This is a genomic window from Martelella sp. AD-3, from assembly GCF_001578105.1.
Lineage (GTDB): Bacteria > Pseudomonadota > Alphaproteobacteria > Rhizobiales > Rhizobiaceae > Martelella.
In genome coordinates, this window is record NZ_CP014275.1 from 3,978,752 (window position 1) to 3,994,513 (window position 15,762).

At 59.3% G+C, this 15,762-nt stretch carries 18 protein-coding genes, 3 pseudogenes and 1 other annotated feature; of the genes and pseudogenes, 16 read left to right on the top strand and 5 right to left on the bottom strand.

The features are described from left to right. Nucleotides 1–44: 44 nt before the first annotated feature. A complete protein-coding gene (locus AZF01_RS18300; RefSeq protein ID WP_024706826.1) occupies nt 45–509 on the top strand; it encodes an Lrp/AsnC family transcriptional regulator in 465 nt (154 codons plus the stop codon). Nucleotides 510–602: 93 nt separating this feature from the next. Here AZF01_RS18300 and AZF01_RS24520 read toward each other — a convergent pair whose 3' ends face one another. Further along, nucleotides 603–734: a hypothetical protein gene (locus AZF01_RS24520; protein ID WP_371260650.1), complete on the bottom strand. Its 132-nt coding sequence runs from the start codon at nt 732–734 to the stop codon at nt 603–605. A gap of 101 nt (nt 735–835) precedes the next feature. Here AZF01_RS24520 and AZF01_RS24340 point away from each other — a divergent pair, with 101 nt between their 5' ends. The 9 genes from AZF01_RS24340 to AZF01_RS18340 all read left to right on the top strand — a co-directional run bounded on the left by AZF01_RS24340 (nt 836) and on the right by AZF01_RS18340 (nt 7,739). Continuing rightward, nucleotides 836–1,012 (top strand): hypothetical protein, encoded by a 177-nt coding sequence (locus tag AZF01_RS24340; RefSeq protein ID WP_197489620.1) that lies wholly within the window; start codon nt 836–838, stop codon nt 1,010–1,012. Nucleotides 1,013–1,061: 49 nt separating this feature from the next. Further along, complete coding sequence (locus AZF01_RS18305; RefSeq protein ID WP_197489671.1) at nt 1,062–1,310, top strand: 2Fe-2S iron-sulfur cluster-binding protein; 249 nt, start codon at nt 1,062–1,064, stop codon at nt 1,308–1,310. A 46-nt stretch (nt 1,311–1,356) separates the two neighbouring features. After that, on the top strand, nt 1,357–2,421 hold the full coding sequence (gene gtdA, locus AZF01_RS18310; protein ID WP_024706825.1) for a gentisate 1,2-dioxygenase: 1,065 nt from the start codon (nt 1,357–1,359) through the stop codon (nt 2,419–2,421). 77 nt (nt 2,422–2,498) lie between these two features. Beyond that, on the top strand, nt 2,499–3,494 hold the full coding sequence (locus AZF01_RS18315; RefSeq protein ID WP_024706824.1) for a dihydrodipicolinate synthase family protein: 996 nt from the start codon (nt 2,499–2,501) through the stop codon (nt 3,492–3,494). Next, nucleotides 3,491–4,087, top strand: a complete 597-nt coding sequence (locus AZF01_RS18320; RefSeq protein ID WP_024706823.1) for a 2-hydroxychromene-2-carboxylate isomerase — start codon at nt 3,491–3,493, stop codon at nt 4,085–4,087. Before AZF01_RS18315 ends, AZF01_RS18320 begins: the two co-directional genes overlap by 4 nt. 33 nt (nt 4,088–4,120) lie before the next feature. Further along, on the top strand, nt 4,121–5,026 hold the full coding sequence (locus AZF01_RS18325; RefSeq protein WP_024706822.1) for a VOC family protein: 906 nt from the start codon (nt 4,121–4,123) through the stop codon (nt 5,024–5,026). Between the two features lie 100 nt (nt 5,027–5,126). Next, nucleotides 5,127–6,332 (top strand): NAD(P)/FAD-dependent oxidoreductase, encoded by a 1,206-nt coding sequence (locus AZF01_RS18330; protein WP_024706821.1) that lies wholly within the window; start codon nt 5,127–5,129, stop codon nt 6,330–6,332. Between the two features lie 76 nt (nt 6,333–6,408). Next, nucleotides 6,409–7,071 (top strand): OmpW family protein, encoded by a 663-nt coding sequence (locus AZF01_RS18335; RefSeq protein ID WP_081725682.1) that lies wholly within the window; start codon nt 6,409–6,411, stop codon nt 7,069–7,071. Between the two features lie 65 nt (nt 7,072–7,136). Continuing rightward, nucleotides 7,137–7,739: a glutathione S-transferase C-terminal domain-containing protein gene (locus AZF01_RS18340; RefSeq protein ID WP_197489621.1), complete on the top strand. Its 603-nt coding sequence runs from the start codon at nt 7,137–7,139 to the stop codon at nt 7,737–7,739. Nucleotides 7,740–7,741: 2 nt separating this feature from the next. Here AZF01_RS18340 and AZF01_RS23630 read toward each other — a convergent pair. Next, nucleotides 7,742–7,915, bottom strand: a pseudogene (locus tag AZF01_RS23630) (IS21 family transposase); the annotation flags it as partial. A gap of 89 nt (nt 7,916–8,004) precedes the next feature. Here AZF01_RS23630 and AZF01_RS23635 point away from each other — a divergent pair. From AZF01_RS23635 to AZF01_RS18360, 5 genes and pseudogenes are all read left to right on the top strand, one after another. Then, nucleotides 8,005–8,169: pseudogene (locus AZF01_RS23635) on the top strand (acyloxyacyl hydrolase); the annotation flags it as partial. A 114-nt stretch (nt 8,170–8,283) separates the two neighbouring features. Next, the gene (locus AZF01_RS18345; protein ID WP_024706818.1) at nt 8,284–9,537 is read left to right on the top strand and encodes a glycosyltransferase; all 1,254 of its coding nucleotides are present in this window, start codon (nt 8,284–8,286) and stop codon (nt 9,535–9,537) included. Between the two features lie 15 nt (nt 9,538–9,552). Then, nucleotides 9,553–10,781 (top strand): IS3 family transposase gene (locus AZF01_RS18355; protein ID WP_152534486.1). Its coding sequence is split into 2 segments (ribosomal slippage): nt 9,553–9,841 and nt 9,841–10,781, totalling 1,230 coding nucleotides; the frame shifts between segments, so codons are not numbered across the junction. Beyond that, nucleotides 9,834–9,950 (top strand) — a sequence feature (AL1L pseudoknot). Its footprint overlaps the gene before it by 117 nt. 136 nt (nt 10,782–10,917) lie before the next feature. Next, a pseudogene (locus tag AZF01_RS23640) lies at nt 10,918–11,209 on the top strand (thiamine phosphate synthase); the annotation flags it as partial. A gap of 428 nt (nt 11,210–11,637) precedes the next feature. Then, nucleotides 11,638–12,516, top strand: coding sequence for an IclR family transcriptional regulator (locus tag AZF01_RS18360; protein WP_024706902.1), 879 nt, complete (start codon nt 11,638–11,640; stop codon nt 12,514–12,516). 51 nt (nt 12,517–12,567) lie between these two features. Here AZF01_RS18360 and AZF01_RS18365 read toward each other — a convergent pair whose 3' ends face one another. Continuing rightward, on the bottom strand, nt 12,568–13,470 hold the full coding sequence (locus tag AZF01_RS18365; RefSeq protein ID WP_024706903.1) for a WYL domain-containing protein: 903 nt from the start codon (nt 13,468–13,470) through the stop codon (nt 12,568–12,570). A gap of 266 nt (nt 13,471–13,736) precedes the next feature. Next, nucleotides 13,737–14,708, bottom strand: coding sequence for a LysR family transcriptional regulator (locus AZF01_RS18370; RefSeq protein WP_024706904.1), 972 nt, complete (start codon nt 14,706–14,708; stop codon nt 13,737–13,739). Nucleotides 14,709–14,915: 207 nt separating this feature from the next. Between AZF01_RS18370 and AZF01_RS18375 the strand changes: the two genes are divergently transcribed. After that, nucleotides 14,916–15,545 (top strand): TetR/AcrR family transcriptional regulator, encoded by a 630-nt coding sequence (locus AZF01_RS18375; protein WP_024706905.1) that lies wholly within the window; start codon nt 14,916–14,918, stop codon nt 15,543–15,545. Here AZF01_RS18375 and AZF01_RS18380 read toward each other — a convergent pair. After that, entirely contained in the window at nt 15,540–15,761 is a 222-nt protein-coding gene (locus tag AZF01_RS18380) for a DUF2274 domain-containing protein (protein ID WP_024706906.1), read from the bottom strand. The genes AZF01_RS18375 and AZF01_RS18380 overlap by 6 nt on opposite strands. Nucleotide 15,762 lies beyond the last annotated feature (1 nt).

Genomic DNA, 15,762 nt, shown 5'->3' on the forward strand with positions numbered 1-15,762 from the left:
CTGATAATTGGCTCGTATCGCCACGAATGGAGAGATTTGCGCTGATGCCCGCCAAACTAGATCACTTCGATTCAGAGATCCTGCGCGTCCTGCATAATGATGGCCGCCTTACAATCAACGATTTGAGCGCCCGGATCGGCCTGAGCCCTTCTCCAACCGCCCGCCGCCTGCGCCATCTGGAAGAAATCGGTGTCATCACCGGCTACGCCGCACTGATCAACGAGGCCACCCTCGGTTTCGGCTTTACGGTCTTTGTCTCGGTACAACTGGACAAACAGGTGGACGAGGCGCTGGCCACGTTTGAGGCCGCGATTGCCACCTTCCCCCAGGTTGTCGACTGCTGGCTGATGACCGGAAACCGGGATTACCTGCTGCGAGTAGCCACCACCGGGCTGGAGGAATTCGAGCGCTTCCTCGTCGGTCGCTTGACGAAAGTCCGAGGCGTGGCGTCGATAGAATCCTCAATCCCGCTGCGCCGCGTCAAGGCAGGTCTTGGACGGATTGTTTAGGCTCACGTCCTGCACGCTTCACGCATTTCCGAACATGACCAAGCAGATGCTAGTGATCAACATGACCTACTGCCTGTTTCGTGAACCCTGACATCATGCTGCAGCCATCTGTAGTGGGCTGCGACCGGCGCGTTCGTGGCCGATCATCAGCGCCACATCATGGATCGTGCGAAACAGGAACAGGCGTACGAAACGGCGAAACCATTGCCATGACGGAAAATGCACCGGCGGTCCAAGGTATGGTCCCAGAGTATCAATCGGCTTGACTACCCGTGGGAAGATATGCATAAGAGATAGTGTGCATGCTTAATTCTCGGACGCCGTTGTTGGATTACTATCCTGGGGTGGAGGCGATCGTGAAAAGGGCGGGCGAATGGAGGAATAGGCGCATCTTTACGGTTCCGAAATGTGCGGCGCTGCGCGCCCTTGGTGAGGATTATGGCCGTATTGAACGATTTTGCGGGGAGGAGAAGGCCGGTGGCGATCCAAGTGGTGTTTATTGATTCGGCGGGCGAACGGCGTGAGGTTTCGTCGCAAGAAGGGCAGTAGTTGATGGAGGCCGCAACTATGGCGGGTGTGCCGGGCATTGACGCGGATTGCGGGGGAGCGTGTGCGTGCGCCACTTGTCAAGTCTATGTCGATGCCATTTGGCTCCCTCTACTTCCACCAGTTGGGGAAGGTGAATCTAGTATGCTGGAATTTGCGGCCAATCGGCAGGACGGCAGTCGGCTTGCTTGTCAGATACGGCTCGCCCCGAATCTTGACGGCCTCACCGTTACCACCCCGGAATTCCAGTTCTGATATGTATGTGACGCTTTCTGTCTGAGGGCGCAAAACGGAGGATCATATGTCGCTTACCGAGAAGCCTGTGGAAACCGCGGAACGAAGGTCGTTCTACGACAAAATCGACAGCAGTTCCTATACTGCGCTCTGGACTGTGCTGTCGAATATCATCACGCCTGAGCCCAGGAGCGGTTGCGTGCCGCATCTTTGGCATTTCGACGAAGCCAAGTCCTATCTGCTGGAAGCTGGCGGGTTGATCACCGCGGAGGAAGCCGAGCGGCGTGTTCTCGTGCTGGAAAATCCTGGGCTGCGCGGCCAATCCCGGAACACGACCTCGCTTTATGCCGGCCTGCAGGTCGTCATGCCGGGTGAGGTCGCCCCTGCACACCGTCATAGCCAGTCGGCCCTGCGCTTCGTATTGGATGGTTGCGGCGCGCATACCTCGGTCGATGGCGAGCGTACAGTCATGCAGTTCGGCGATTTCGTGATCACCCCGCCCGGTGCTTGGCATGATCACGGCAACGACAGCGACGCGCCGATGATCTGGCTCGACGGTCTCGACATTCCTATCGTGTCGGTGTTCGACGCCTCCTTCGCTGAAGAGCATCACGCGGATCAGCAGCCAATCACCCGCCAGCCCGAAGACAGCACCTGGCGTTATGGCGCCAACATGCTTCCGGTCGATTACGAACCGACCAGAGTATCGTCGCCAATCTTCAACTATCCTTACGAACGCTCGCGCGAAGCGCTTGACCACCTCTTGAAGCAGGGGGAGATCGACCCCTTCCACGGTATCAAGATGCGCTATATCAACCCGGTGGACGGCGGCTGGGCCATGCCGACGATTTCGCCATGCTTGCAGCTCCTTCCGAAGGGGTTCAAGACGCAGCCTTACCGATCGACCGATGCGACGGTGTTTGTGGTCACTGAAGGAACCGGTCGCAGTGTCATAAACGGCAAGACCTATGAATGGGGTCCGAAGGATCTGTTCGTGGTTCCGAGCTGGCACACCGTCACGCATGAGGCGGATAGCGATGGCGTAATGTTCTCTTACTCCGATCGCGTTTGTCAAGAGAAGCTTGGGCTTTGGCGGGAGGACCGAGGAAACGCGGTTCCGCTCAACGCATAGTCCGATGGGTATGGCGTGCGTTGGCCGCGCGCTTGCCGATCCCGACAGAAAATCCACGCAAATCGGAATATCAATTCATGAAACATGAACTTCTCACGGTCGATGACGTGACGGGTTGCTGGGCAATCATGCCCACGCCGTCCAAGCCCAACGCTTCGGACCCGAGCGCAGAGGACACGGTCGATCTGGACGAAACTGCTCGCGTCGTGGAGGCTCTAATCGCCTCGGGCGTGAACGGGATTCTCTCTCTCGGTACCTTGGGGGAGGGCGCCACTACAACCTGGGACGAGAAGCGCGGTTTCATGCAGACGCTCGTCGAGGTGGGGCGCGGCCGCGTTCCCATCTTCGGCGGCGCGACCGCCCTCAATACCCGCGACTCCATCAGCATGACCAAGGCCGCGCGCGAGATCGGGCTTGACGGGGTGATGCTGGGGCTTCCAATGTGGGTGCAGCCTGATGTGCCTACTGCTGTTCAGTTCTTTCGTGATGTGGCCGAAGCCTGCCCGGACATGGCGATCTGTGCTTACGCCAACCCCGAGGCATTCAAGTTCGAGTTCCCGCGTGCCTTCTGGGCGCAGATCTCTGAAATTCCGCAGATTGTGTCCGCAAAGTACATAAACACCGCTGCGCTTTATACCGACCTGAACCTGACCAAGCGCCGTATTCGACTGATGCCGCTTGATGTGGACTATTATGCCGCCGCCCGGCTCGACCCTGAACACTGCACAGCGTTCTGGACCAGTGGTGCGGTTTGCGGGCCTACTCCGGTGATCCAGCTTCGGGATCTTGTGGCGGAGGCGGTGAAGAGCGGCGATTGGACCCGTGCCAAAGCACTGACCGACAGAATTGGCCTCACATATCGGACACTCTTCCCCAACGGTTCGTTCAAGGAGTTCTCAGTTTACAACATCGGTATTGAGAAAGCCCGTATGGACGCGGCAGGCTGGATGGTCGCGGGGCCTTGTCGTCCGCCCTATCATCTGGTTCCCGAGACGGTTCTGGAAGGCGCGCGGGAATCCGGTCGGCAATGGGCAAAACTAGTTGCCGAGCTTGAGGCAGAGGGCGGAAAGTGACAGGTCGGCAGCTTGACTTTTACTTCGACTTCATGAGCCCCTTCGCCTACCTGGCATTTCACAAGGTGCCGGAGCTCTGCAAGCGATACGGACTGGAATTTCGCCCTCATGTCGTGAACCTCCCCCAACTCAAGCTCATGGCGGGGAACACCGCCCCACCCAATGTCAGCCTTCCGTTGAAGATCCGCTATCTGAGCAAGGATCTCGACCGTTGGGCTGAGAAATATGGTGTGCCTTTGATCTTCCCGAAGTCGCTCGCCTCCGAGAAGCTCAACAAGGCTTTCCTCTATGCATTGGCTAAGGGCGAGGGCGAAGTCTTCATCCGCGCTGGTTGGGACCGGGTCTGGGGCGAAGGTGCAGATCTGGCCGACCCTGCGTTGCTGGCTGAATTGGCGAATCGTTTGGGCTGGAGTCCCGAGTCGCTTTCGGCTTGGGTTTCTTCGCAGGAGGCCGCAGACCAATACGAGGCTAGCACGCAAGCTGCGCATGAGGCCGGCGTGTTCGGTACGCCCACGATGATCGTGGGAGATCAGATGTGGTGGGGCAACGACCGCCTCATGTTCATGGAAAGAACGCTCCAACAGGGGCTTTGACATCAATGCCATCCATCCAAGGGGAGGAATATTATGGCTCTTCAAAAACTGTCGCACGCGCACTTGTGGGTTAAGAACCTCGATGAGTCGGTGCGGTTTCACACCGACGTATTGGGGCTCGAGGAAGTCGCCCGGCAAGATGGCACTGTCTACCTGACGTGCGGTACCGATGGAACTTACGACGTGGCCGTAACCGAAGGTGGTACGGGCGTCATCAGCTTTGCGATCGCTGCGGATGATGAGGAAGACCTCAAGCAGTACAGCAAGCGCGTTTCTGACGCTGGTGTCCAGGTGCGGGCGATGACGGACAGCGATCCGGGCGTAGAGAAAATCATCGAGTTTGACCTGCCGCCCCAGAAGCAGAAAATGCAGATTGCGCTTCTGCGATCCGAAGCGCGCAAGCACTACTACAATCCGGCTGCGCGCAAGGCCAACCACCTGAGCGGACTGGCGCCGCTTGATCTCGACCATGTCACGCTGCGCGTCGGACCGGATGCGACGCAGACGATCGAATTCCTGACCAAACATGTCGATTTCTATGCCGCTGACATTGTCGAGTTCCCAGGCGGCGAGGGGCGTCTTGCGGCCTGGATGCATGTCGGCGACTATCATCATGACGTGGCGATGTTTGCTGGTGCGCCTCATGAGACGCTCGACCATCTCGCATGGACGATCCCGAACCTCGAATACATGAAGCTCATGCTCGATCAAATCGCACGCGGTGGGATAATGACTGAAGCAGGCCCGGGTCGCCATGGCGTGGGTTCGAATCTTTATTCCTATTTCTTCACGCCGGATGGCAACCGCTATGAGCTTTCGGGCGAAATGCCGCGTTGTGTGGACCGCAAGGCAGGCCCGTTCATTTGGAAGGCCGACCAGCCGGGCATTTTCAGTTCTTGGGGCGCTCCGTTCCCCGAGAGCTTCAAAGAGGGTTCCTAACTCAGGGCAGGAACGCGCCATAGGCGCGGACAAGTAATCAGCGGATGACGCGTAGCACAGGACTTCGCGTCATCCGCATTATTGACTGAGGAAGACCCCGATGGAACGTATCATCATCATAGGCGGCGGCTTGGCTGCAGTGACCGCGGCGAAAACGCTACGAACAGAAGGCTTCGAGGGCGCCGTCACGATCCTCTCGGAGGAACGGCACCTTCCTTATGACCGACCGCCGCTGTCGAAGGCGGTGCTTCAGGGTGCGGCGGACGCACAGAGCACCTGCCTGCTGAAAGCCGAGGTAGCGCAAAATCTCGCCATCGACCTTCAGATCAACCAACGCGCCGAAGCAATCGACCGGGACGCGCAGGTTGTTCGGCTCTCTTCGAGCCAACGCCTGCCCTATGACCGCCTGCTGATCGCGACCGGTAGTCGCGCCCGCACGCTTGATGGCCCCTTCGAGGGCAAAGGCAATGTTTTCTATCTGCGCACCATTGATGATGCGGAGTGCTTGCGCGCGCAAATGGTGCCAGGAAAGCGCCTTTTGTCGATCGGCGCGGGTTGGATTGGTCTTGAAGTTGCGGCAACAGCCCGCAAAAGCGGGATGGAGGCAGTGGTCGTAGAACTCGCCGACCGACTCTGCGGTCGGAGTCTGCCACCGGATGTCGGCGTCGCTTTGGCTGATGTCCACCGTAGCAATGGCACCGTGATCCACTTGAATACCTCGATCGTGACGGTAGGCGGAGAGGATCAGGTTGAAAGCGTGACGCTATCAAACGGGGAAATGCTGGCGGTCGACGTGGTCGTTATCGGTATCGGCGCGATAGCTAATGATGCCATTGCGAGGGAGGCTGGCCTTGAGACCGGCAATGGTGTCATCGTTGACGAATTTCTGCGTACGTCCGACCCGCTGATTTACGCGGCCGGTGATGTGGCGGCGATGCGTGTTGGCGATGGCCAGCCGACACGGATGGAATCCTGGGCCAATGCGCAGGACCAGGCCGCCGCCGCCGCACGAAACATGCTGGGGAAGAAGGAGCCCTATGCAATCAACACTTGGTTCTGGTCTGATCAATACGACCTCAACATCCAGATGATCGGGGATAACCAGCCAGAGGGGGGAACTATACTTGTGCGGAAGGGCGAAGGAAGGTCGTTCACGCGTTTCGCGGTCATCGGCGATGTGCTGGTAGGTGCCATCTGTTTCGGCGCGCCACGCGACATGGCGATCGTTCGCCGTCTCATCTCGAAGGGCTACGCTGTCACGGACGATTCTCTGATCACAGCAACTGACCTGCGTAAACTGCTGTAAACATAGAAGGCTACCCTACTACGCGAAGTGCGGGCGACAGTATCAATAACAATTTGATACATCAGGGAGGAAAAATATGCGTCAAGTTTGTTTTACCGCTACAGTTGGAGCTTGTCTGGCTCTGGCGCAGACCAGTGATTCTCGGGCACAGGAAGCAGACCAAAACGGCTGGTATCTCCGGGGCGGACCCGTGGGGATATTCTTCAGCCCCGGAGCCGATCTGTCCGTCGGAGGTGCACCATTTCCGGGCGCCGATGTTTCGGTCGACGACAACTACTCGTTGAGCTTCGATGTCGGCTATCGCGTCAACGAGCAGATTTCCGCCACCTTCACATTCGGAATCCCACCTACCGCAGAGATTCGCGGCGACGGATCCCTTGCTGGAGCATATCTCGGGGACGTGACTTACGCCCCTGCGATTCTTGCGCTCCAGTATCGGTTTCCCACCGGGAATCCGATGTTCGAGCCCTATGTTGGCGCGGGTATCAATTACACTATGATACTGGACTCGAAAGCGCGCGATGTTGCCGGATTCGATGTGGATAACGCTTGGGGCACCGTCCTTCAAGTTGGTTTCGAAAGCATGATTGATGAGCGATTGGGCGTATACTTCGACGTCAAGAAAATTTGGCTAGAAGCCGATGTCGGCGGCACATTGGGCGTTGGCGGGCCGGCGGCGGCAGGAAAGGCGACGCTCGATCCTCTGCTTGTCGGTACTGGTCTGATCTGGCGTTTCTGAAACACGACCTCCGGCACCAGTTTCAGGGTATCTGTGCCGCAACTCCATGTAAGGGAAATACTGTGATGATGGAACTCTACTACATGCCGGCGGCCTGTTCGTTGGCTGCTCACATCAGTTGTCTGGAAGCGGGCTTACCCGTGACCTGCCGGATGGTTGTGATGGACCCGTCTGGGAACAAGGTCGAGGGTGAGGATTATACCAAGATCAATCCACTCGGTCTGGTGCCGACGATCGTTGATGGCGAGACTAGGCTCTCTGAAGTCGCCGTGGTGCTGCAATACATTGCGGACAAGGCCGACGGGAAACTCGGCAAAGTGACGGGAGAGGAGCGCTGGAAGCTTCTCGAAACCCTGAACTTCATCGCCACAGAGATTCACAAGTCGCTAGCGCCGCTGTTTCGTGCCGATCTGCCAGCCGAAGCCCGTCCCTTCTTCGAGAAAATGGCCACCGGCCGTTTGATCGAAGCGCAGAACCGCATCGGAGATGCCGGTTATCTGGTAGGCGACAGTTTTACGGTGGCCGATGCCTATCTCTTCACGGTGCTCGGCTGGTGCAACTTCCTCAAGATGGATATGTCTCTATGGCCGAAGCTTGGCGAATACGCGCGGCGGATTGGTGGCCGACCGTCTGTCCAGCAGGCGCTTAAAGAAGAAGGGCTTGCATAACCTCTCGCCACTATCCAGCGCTCGACGTTCAGCACGACACCTTCGACCTTGGCCTTGTCACGCGGTTTGCGGCTTCTGGTCGGTGGGACGGTCGTATGGTAATGTTCGGCCATTGCAGCGAAGGTGGCATTGAGCGTTGGTTCGAACCACAGTGCCTTGGCAAAGCCCGCCTTCATCCCAAGTCTCCAGCGCTTGCCGAAGCCGTTCTGGCACGAATCAACGGTCAAGAATACCGGGATTCAATGGGGTGTAGGCGGCGCGTACACTGGGCTGCCGTTTCCTGTTCCGTTAATATGTCGCCGCCGGTTACCGTATCGATCCGCACTGGAGTGGCATCGTGCAAGTCGCGCACGCATCGCATGCCAATCTCTGCGACGGTCCCAATGACGGTATGGCACGGGCCGGGGTTCAGGTCGGCTATAAATTTTGACGATACATTCATTGGCAGTGGGTGTCATTACCAAAACTCTGTGCACGTGCGATTGGCGCGCAGCACACGCTCTCGCCTTGCATTGTGCCGCCGGCGCGCCATAGAAGTATCGACATGAATATAGCGATGTTTACCAATACCTACACGCCGCATATTGGTGGGGTCGCCCGCAGCGTGTCGGGCTTGGCGGAGGAACTGCGGGCGCGAGGTCACTCGGTCCTCGTCGTCGCGCCGGAATTCCCCGACATGCCGGAAAACGAGGTGGGCGTGATCCGGATGCCGGCGATCCAGCGCTTCGCGGGCAGCGACTTTTCCGCTCCCGTCCCGATTACCCTGACCCTTGCCGGAAAGCTGGACGAGTTCAGGCCCGATATCATCCACGCCCACCATCCGTTCCTGCTCGGAGATACCGCACTTCGCATCTCGGCATCCCGCAACCTGCCGGTCGCCTTTACGTACCACACGCGATACGAACTCTACGGCCACTATGTCGCGCAGGATTCGCCGGCCCTGGAACGGCTGGTACTCAGCCTCGCCCTCGGCTATTGCGACCTCTGCGACGCCATCATCGCCCCGAGCGAGAGCATCAAGGTTTTCCTGAACGAGCATGGAGTCGCCGTGACCGTCACCGTTATCCCGACGGGGATAGAAGCGTCCCGTTTCGACCATGGTAACGGCAAGCGCATCAGGGCCGAACTCGGCATCGGGCCGGATGCCTTCGTCGTTGGGCATGTCGGGCGTCTGGCACGGGAAAAGAACCTCGGCTATCTTACGGACGCCATCGGCCTGTTCCTTGCTGCTCATGACGGCGCTCATTTTCTGGTTGCGGGCGGTGGCGACATGCAGGAGCCCATGCGGGATGCTTTCGCGCGTTCCGGGCTTGCCGACCGGGTTCACCTGCTGGGGCCGGTCGAAGGCGAACGATTGTCCGACGTTTACGCCGCGATGGACGTCTTTGCCTTCTCGTCCCATTCCGAGACCCAAGGACTGGTGCTGGCCGAGGCGATGACGGCCGGGGTGCCGGTGGTGGCGTTGGAGGCGCCCGGCGCTCGGGAGGTTGTCGTGGATGGAAGCAATGGCCGGCTCTTGCCTGCGGACGCATCAGCCGCTCGGTTCGCAGAGGCGGTCGGATGGGTCGCAGAGCTCTCGGTGGCGGACAGAGCACCCCTGATCCAGGTGGCGCGCACGACCGCGGCGACCTATTCGCGCCCTGAAGCTGCCCGCCGGACGTTGCGCCTGTATGAAACCCTGTTGGACGGGCATCGCGAGGTGAGGTCATTGGATGATAGTCCGTGGGCGGCTGCGAGGCGCGCCCTGGCAACGGAATGGGTGAACCGCCCCGGGTTTGCCGGAGGCTCCAACTCTTGAGTAGGATGGAGCATCATGAGCAAGACAACGAACAAGTTTTCCCCTGAGGTGCGTGAGCGCGCGGTGAGGATGGTTCTTGACGGCGAGGGTCAGCACGGCTCTCGCTGGCAGGCGATCACGTCGATTGCATCGAAGATCGGCTGCTCGGCGAACACGCTGAACGACTGGGTCAAGAAGGCCGAGGTTGATAGCGGCAGGCGCGCAGGCGTTCCCAGCGAGATGGCCGAGAGGATGAAGGCGTTGGAGCGGGAAAACCGCGAGCTGCGGCAGGCCAACGAGATCCTGCGTAAGGCGTCGGCTTATTTTGCGATGGCGGAGCTCGACCGCCGGTCGAAGTGATGGTGGATTTTGTTGAAGCGCATCGCGATGCGCATGGGGTCGAGCCGATCTGCGCGGTGCTGCCGATCGCCCCCTCCACCTACTATGATCACTTGGCGAAGCGGGCTGACCCGGCGCGGCTGTCTGACCGTGCCCGTCGTGATGACGCCCTGCGGCCCGAGATCGAACGCGTCTGGGAGGAGAACTACCAAGTCTACGGCGTCCGCAAGGTCTGGCGTCAGCTTGCCCGGGAAGGGTTCGATGTCGCTCGTTGCACTGTGGCGAGGCTTATGAAGGACATGGATATTCAAGGCATTATCCGCGGCAAGCCGCACAGAACAACAATCCCGGACAAGAAAGTGCCGTGTCCTTTGGACAAGGTGAACCGTGAATTTCGTGTTCCGGCACCCAACATGCTCTGGGTGAGCGACTTCACCTACGTCGCGACCTGGAAGGGCTTCGTCTATGTCGCGTTCGTCATCGACGCCTATGCGCGCAAGATCGTCGGCTGGCGGGTCAGCACCTCAGCGCAGACCGGTTTTGTTCTGGATGCCCTTGAGCAGGCGGTCCATGACCGGAAGCCGACGAAAGCTATGGGCCTGGTCCATCACAGCGATCGCGGATCGCAATATCTGTCTATTCGCTACACCGAGCGTTTGTCAGATGCCGGCATCGAACCGTCCGTGGGAAGTGTTGGCGACAGCTATGACAATGCCTTGGCCGAGACCATCAACGGGCTCTACAAGGCCGAAGTCATCCATCGCCGTGGCCCCTGGCGCAGCTTCGAGAGTGTCGAATACGCGACGCTGGAATGGGTGGACTGGTTCAACAACCGCCGTCTGCTCGAGCCCATCGGGAATATCCCGCCGGCAGAAGCCGAGGCAAACTTCTACGCGGCTCTGGAAACTGAAGACATGGCCGCGTAACTAATGACAATCAGCCTCCGGCAAACCCGGGGCGGTTCAGGGACATTCTGCGCAATATCGCGAGCGCCGTCGGTGGCGCGGCGATTGGCGGTAAGTAGAAGGCCCTGCAGCAGAGCCTCAAAAGATAGATTTGAGGCTAGCGGCCCGTCTGGATTATGTCGCGCTCGGTCCGATCTATCCAACCCGGCTCAAGGTTATGTCCTGGGCACCGCAGGGCCTTGCGCGCCTCAGCGTCTGGAGGGCTCGCATTGGCTCACTGCCCCTCGCTGCCATTGGCGGGCTAAATGTGGAGCGCATCGCCGGAGCCTTTGAACACGCCGCCGCCAGCGCTGCAGGCGTCACGGATGTCATATTGAACGCAAGCCCGAAACAAGAACGTGCGATGGCTTCAGGCTACCGAGGTCTATCGGTCCGGGGAATCGACATAACATCCACCTACGGTGTGGACCGCAGGATATGTTGCCGGATAGTCCAGCACGATGGTTGGCTACAAGGGGAGGCTCGGAGACCCTGCCCATTAGTCGCATCAGCAGAGGCACGGGCTCGTGAGTGACCCGAAGACCGCGCGGATCGCGCTTGCGCATTGTCCTTGCAACACCGCTCGCCATAGGGTCGACGCGGTCGGGCGTGTGCAAGCCTGCGTGAAAGTGATTGCGCTTCGGCACTGATCCGAGTTGTGCTTGAGGGTGTTGACGGCGGCGATAATCGCCTGTTCGCGCTCGGCCGTGGCAATGCACGCACCAACCGATGCGAAGCCAGAAAAGGTGGCTCATGCGGGCCGCCTCCGGCCATTCGTTCCCCTAGCACCATTGTCCGTCGGCGGTTAAACAGGAGACAGTCTGGAGGGCAGATTCAAATGGTAGAGACGGTTGACATAGGCATTGACGAAAAGGATGCGCGCGCTCCACGCAGCCAGACCTTAGTGCGTGGGCTCGAGATTCTTGATGCGGCGGCCGACCAACCACGCACCATCGCAGAAATAGCATCGATGACGGGGCTCACCTACAGCACGGTGCATCGAATCGTGTCGGTGCTGCTGGAGCAACGCTATCTCAAGGCCGAGAACCCGCGCGAGTTCGCCCTCGGCCCGCGGCTGATCGAACTCGGCTTCGCCGCCTATTCCCAGACCGATCTGGTGCGCGTCGCACGTCACTGGCTCGAGGATCTGTCGCGCGAGACGCGCGACACGGTGCATCTGGCGCAGCTCGACGGCTGGGAAGTCGCCTATCTCGACAAGCTGCGCGGGACCCGCCCGGTCGAGATCAGTTCGCGGATCGGCGGACGCAAGCCTGTCAACTCCACCGGCGTCGGCAAGGCGCTGATGCTCGATGAATCCCAGGCGACATTGTCGCGGCTCTATCAGCGCGATCATCATCTGCTGCCCGGCGACATGACGGAAGCTGACTGGCTGGCGCTGATGGCGAAATATCGCCTCGGCGGCTATTCCTATGATCTGGGCGAGGACGAGCCCTCGATCCGTTGCGTGGCCGCCCCGATCCGTGATGCCACCGGGCGGATCATCGCCGCGATCTCGGTTTCCTCGACGCTGGAATACATGTCGCCCGAGCGGATGCGCGATCTTGTGCCGGAAGTGCAGCGCGTGGCCCGGGCGATGCGCGGGTTTGCGAGGCCAGTTTGGGTAAGGATGACGCGCCCTGGGCCAGCAAACGCTCACGAGCAGATGCCCAGTTCTCACCGGGTTGATAAGCTTGAGCAATCACGATGCTCTCATTGAGCATCAGCCCGCCCACGCCAAAGGACATCCGATATTTCGCTGCGGCCACCATCATTTAGGTACCGCCCCGCTTGCTGTGTCAGCCTCATCGAATTCATGCTGCGCACGCTCAAGGGCGGCGGCAACCTCGTCTTCGTCAGCGGCAACGATATGCTGGGTCCGGGGATCACGCAGCCTAGCCCCATCAAGGAGTCCTAGCCGCTTGAGCACATAGAACAGCATGGCGTAGCGAACTGTCAGCACAGCGCGCCCGTCCGTCATGTTGTAATCCTTTGCGACCACCGCCTGCTGACCGACCGACAGATCAGGATGCGGCACAAGGGTGATATCGTAGGTTTCCTGCCACAGCCGGTCCTGTGCCGCAGCAGCACCTGGCTCGCCGAACTCGCCGAATCCAAGGACACGCGAGAGCAGGAAATCCTTGAAGCGCTCCGTCTCATGGCACCAGGCCCGCACATGCCAGCGCAGACCATCAAAGCCGAAGGCATGCGGGGTAATCCGCCGCCATGCCGGATCGGGCCGATCGCGGTTCATGGATTGGTAATGAAGGTCCAGCGACCTTTCCTCCCGCACCGCCGCCAGAACTGAACGCAGAACTTCGGTATCGACCTTACGGCGCAAAGTCAGAGCGATATCCATGTCAGGCGGGGCAGCGAGCCAGTTCGCCCCCGCGTCGGCGAAACCTTCCGCCATCGATCGGAGCCGCATGAGATAGGCGTCCGGGTCCGGGTCTAGAAACACCGGCTGAAATTCCGGGCCGGCTACGTAGCGGCGAGCGCTTTTGTCATAGACCGCATTCTGCGGCGCACGCTCCTGATAATGGGTCAAGTCCTTTGACGCCTGCGGAACGGAGACGCCAAACGTATCGATCAGGTCAGAGCGATTGACACCCCCCTCCCAGAACAGGCGGAATTCGATGAACTCCAACCGCCTCTCGACACCCCATTTCAGCATTGCTCGTCCCGCCGCACTTAAAAGGATAAAAAGTATATGGGACACCTTTCGATGTCCGTATACTTTCTATTCTAACAAGCCTCAAACTGTCAAGCCCGAGGAAGGCCGGATGCGCACCGTGTCACCGTACACAAACACGGCGAGGCAAAAGCGCTATCGAAGTCAGTCAGCCTGGACGTGGGCAGCGCCACGACATCTTCGATACCGGCACCGTCGATGTCGATTGCAGCCAATGCTACGGCGTGATCGTACAGTGCCGTCAAACCCTATTTTCGCCGGGCCAGCCCTGTCAGCGATCGTGCCAGGCTCAACAACCGCCGAGACGCCGGATTGTCGTTTTGCGCGGACCAGACCATGCTGAACGGCAGCACCTCATCCGCAAGTTCCCGGTAGGTGATCCCTGGAAACTGGGCGACGGTCGTTGCTTCGCTCGTCAGAGTGAGGCCGCGACCGAGAGCGACCAGCGATAGGATATTGTCGCGGCCGACCTGATGAGACTGAATATCGAGGTGGCGGCCGAGACCGGCAAGGTGAGCAACCAAATAGTCGTGGATCTCCTGACCCGGCGCAACGTCACTCACAATGAACCGCTCGGAGACCAAATCGCCCCATCCAAGTTCCGGTTTGCCCGTCAAAGGGTGGTTATCGGGCAGCACCACGAAAACCTTCTCGCACCATAAATGCTCCGCCTCACAGCCATCCCATGCCGCGGTTCCCGTGATGAATGCGACGTCCAGACAAAGTTTCCGGACAGCCGCGATGTGCTCGGGCGGATTGCCGTCAATAAGGTCGACCTGCACGTTCGGGTGGCGCGTGCTGAAGGCACGCAACAGATCGAACAGAAATCCTGACGCAAGGGACGAAAATATCCCGACCTTGATCAGCCCTTGCTCCGCCCGGCCAACCGCCGCCACCTTGGTCACCCCAATGTCGATCTGGCGAAGAGCATGGCGAGCGTTGCGCAGGAATTCCCGCCCGGCAACGGTCAACCGCACCCCGCCAGCATGACGCATGAAAAGCGACGCCCCGAGTTCATCTTCGAGATCACGGATTCGTCGGCTGATGGAGGATTCCTGCACAGAAAGCGCGGCAGCAGCCTTGCGAAAACTCCCATAATCGACGGCGGCCACAAAATATCGCAACTGGTTCAGCCGGACCGCAGATGTGCCGGGTTTCCCCTCAACGACCTTTGTGAGGCTATCATCAGGCGAGGTCTGATTGTTCCCGATCACAGCCATGGTGCATCATCCGAAACAGCGTTCGGTTTCTGACGGGCACCCCGCCATCATCAACGCGAAAATCGATCTGTGTGCGTTCATCGGCTCTCCGCACATCCTCAAACTAAACGACGTTCAGTTACTGAATGCTGCTTCTTGACTTCCGGCCCGTCAACGAAAAAAGTAAATGTCGTTTAGTTTTCACGACAAGTTGCAACAGGCATCCGAATGGCCCGTCCCCGGAAAGAGCAAGAACTTGATATTGCTCGTCGCGCGATCGACGAAACGATCCGGCTGCTGTCAGAACGTGGCGACCTCGACGTACCGCTGACTGCGGTCGCGCACACCATCGGTTGCACAGCGCCAGCGCTTTACGGCCATTTCCGTAACAAAAGCGCCTTGTTGCGCGCCGTTCGGGACGAAGGTTTCAACCAGCTCTACAGGGAAAAGCTGGCGGTCTTCCAGCAGATGCGCGGCAATCCATTCGGCTATTTGCGTGATGGCAGCTATGCCTATGTCCGCTTTGCCCTCGAAAACCCCACGCTGTACCGACTGATGTTCACACCGCCGCCACGGCTCGGAGTCAGCGATGATCCATGGTCGGGCGAAGCTGGAAGACAGATACTAAATCTATTGCTGGCGGGACTTCGCTGCTCTCAGGACCAAGGCTTTTTGCCCGCCATGGATCTGAGCCGTTACAGCTTCATGTTCTGGTCAACGGTACACGGCGCGGTGAGCCTCACCCTTCAGAACCGGGAAATGGATCAGACCGCCAAATGGGATGCGACACGAAAGGCCGTCGATACGTTGATGGAAATCATCGCCGCGACGCGCCGTGAACCGCACGGCACCTCATGAGCAAGATCTTCGGGCGCTGGCAAAGCCCCGATCCGTGGCGATGAACCGTTCCAACATCGGCACAATCAGCCTGACAGGATCGGCAGCGGGCTGGCCGGTCTCGCGAGCCAGCACTTCGGCATAAGCAGCAAGATCGCGGTGCAGCGGCCCTGGCAGTTCCACCGTCACCTTCACGGGCTTGTCTTCGATGAGGGGGCCGAGTTTCAGCTTCGTCATG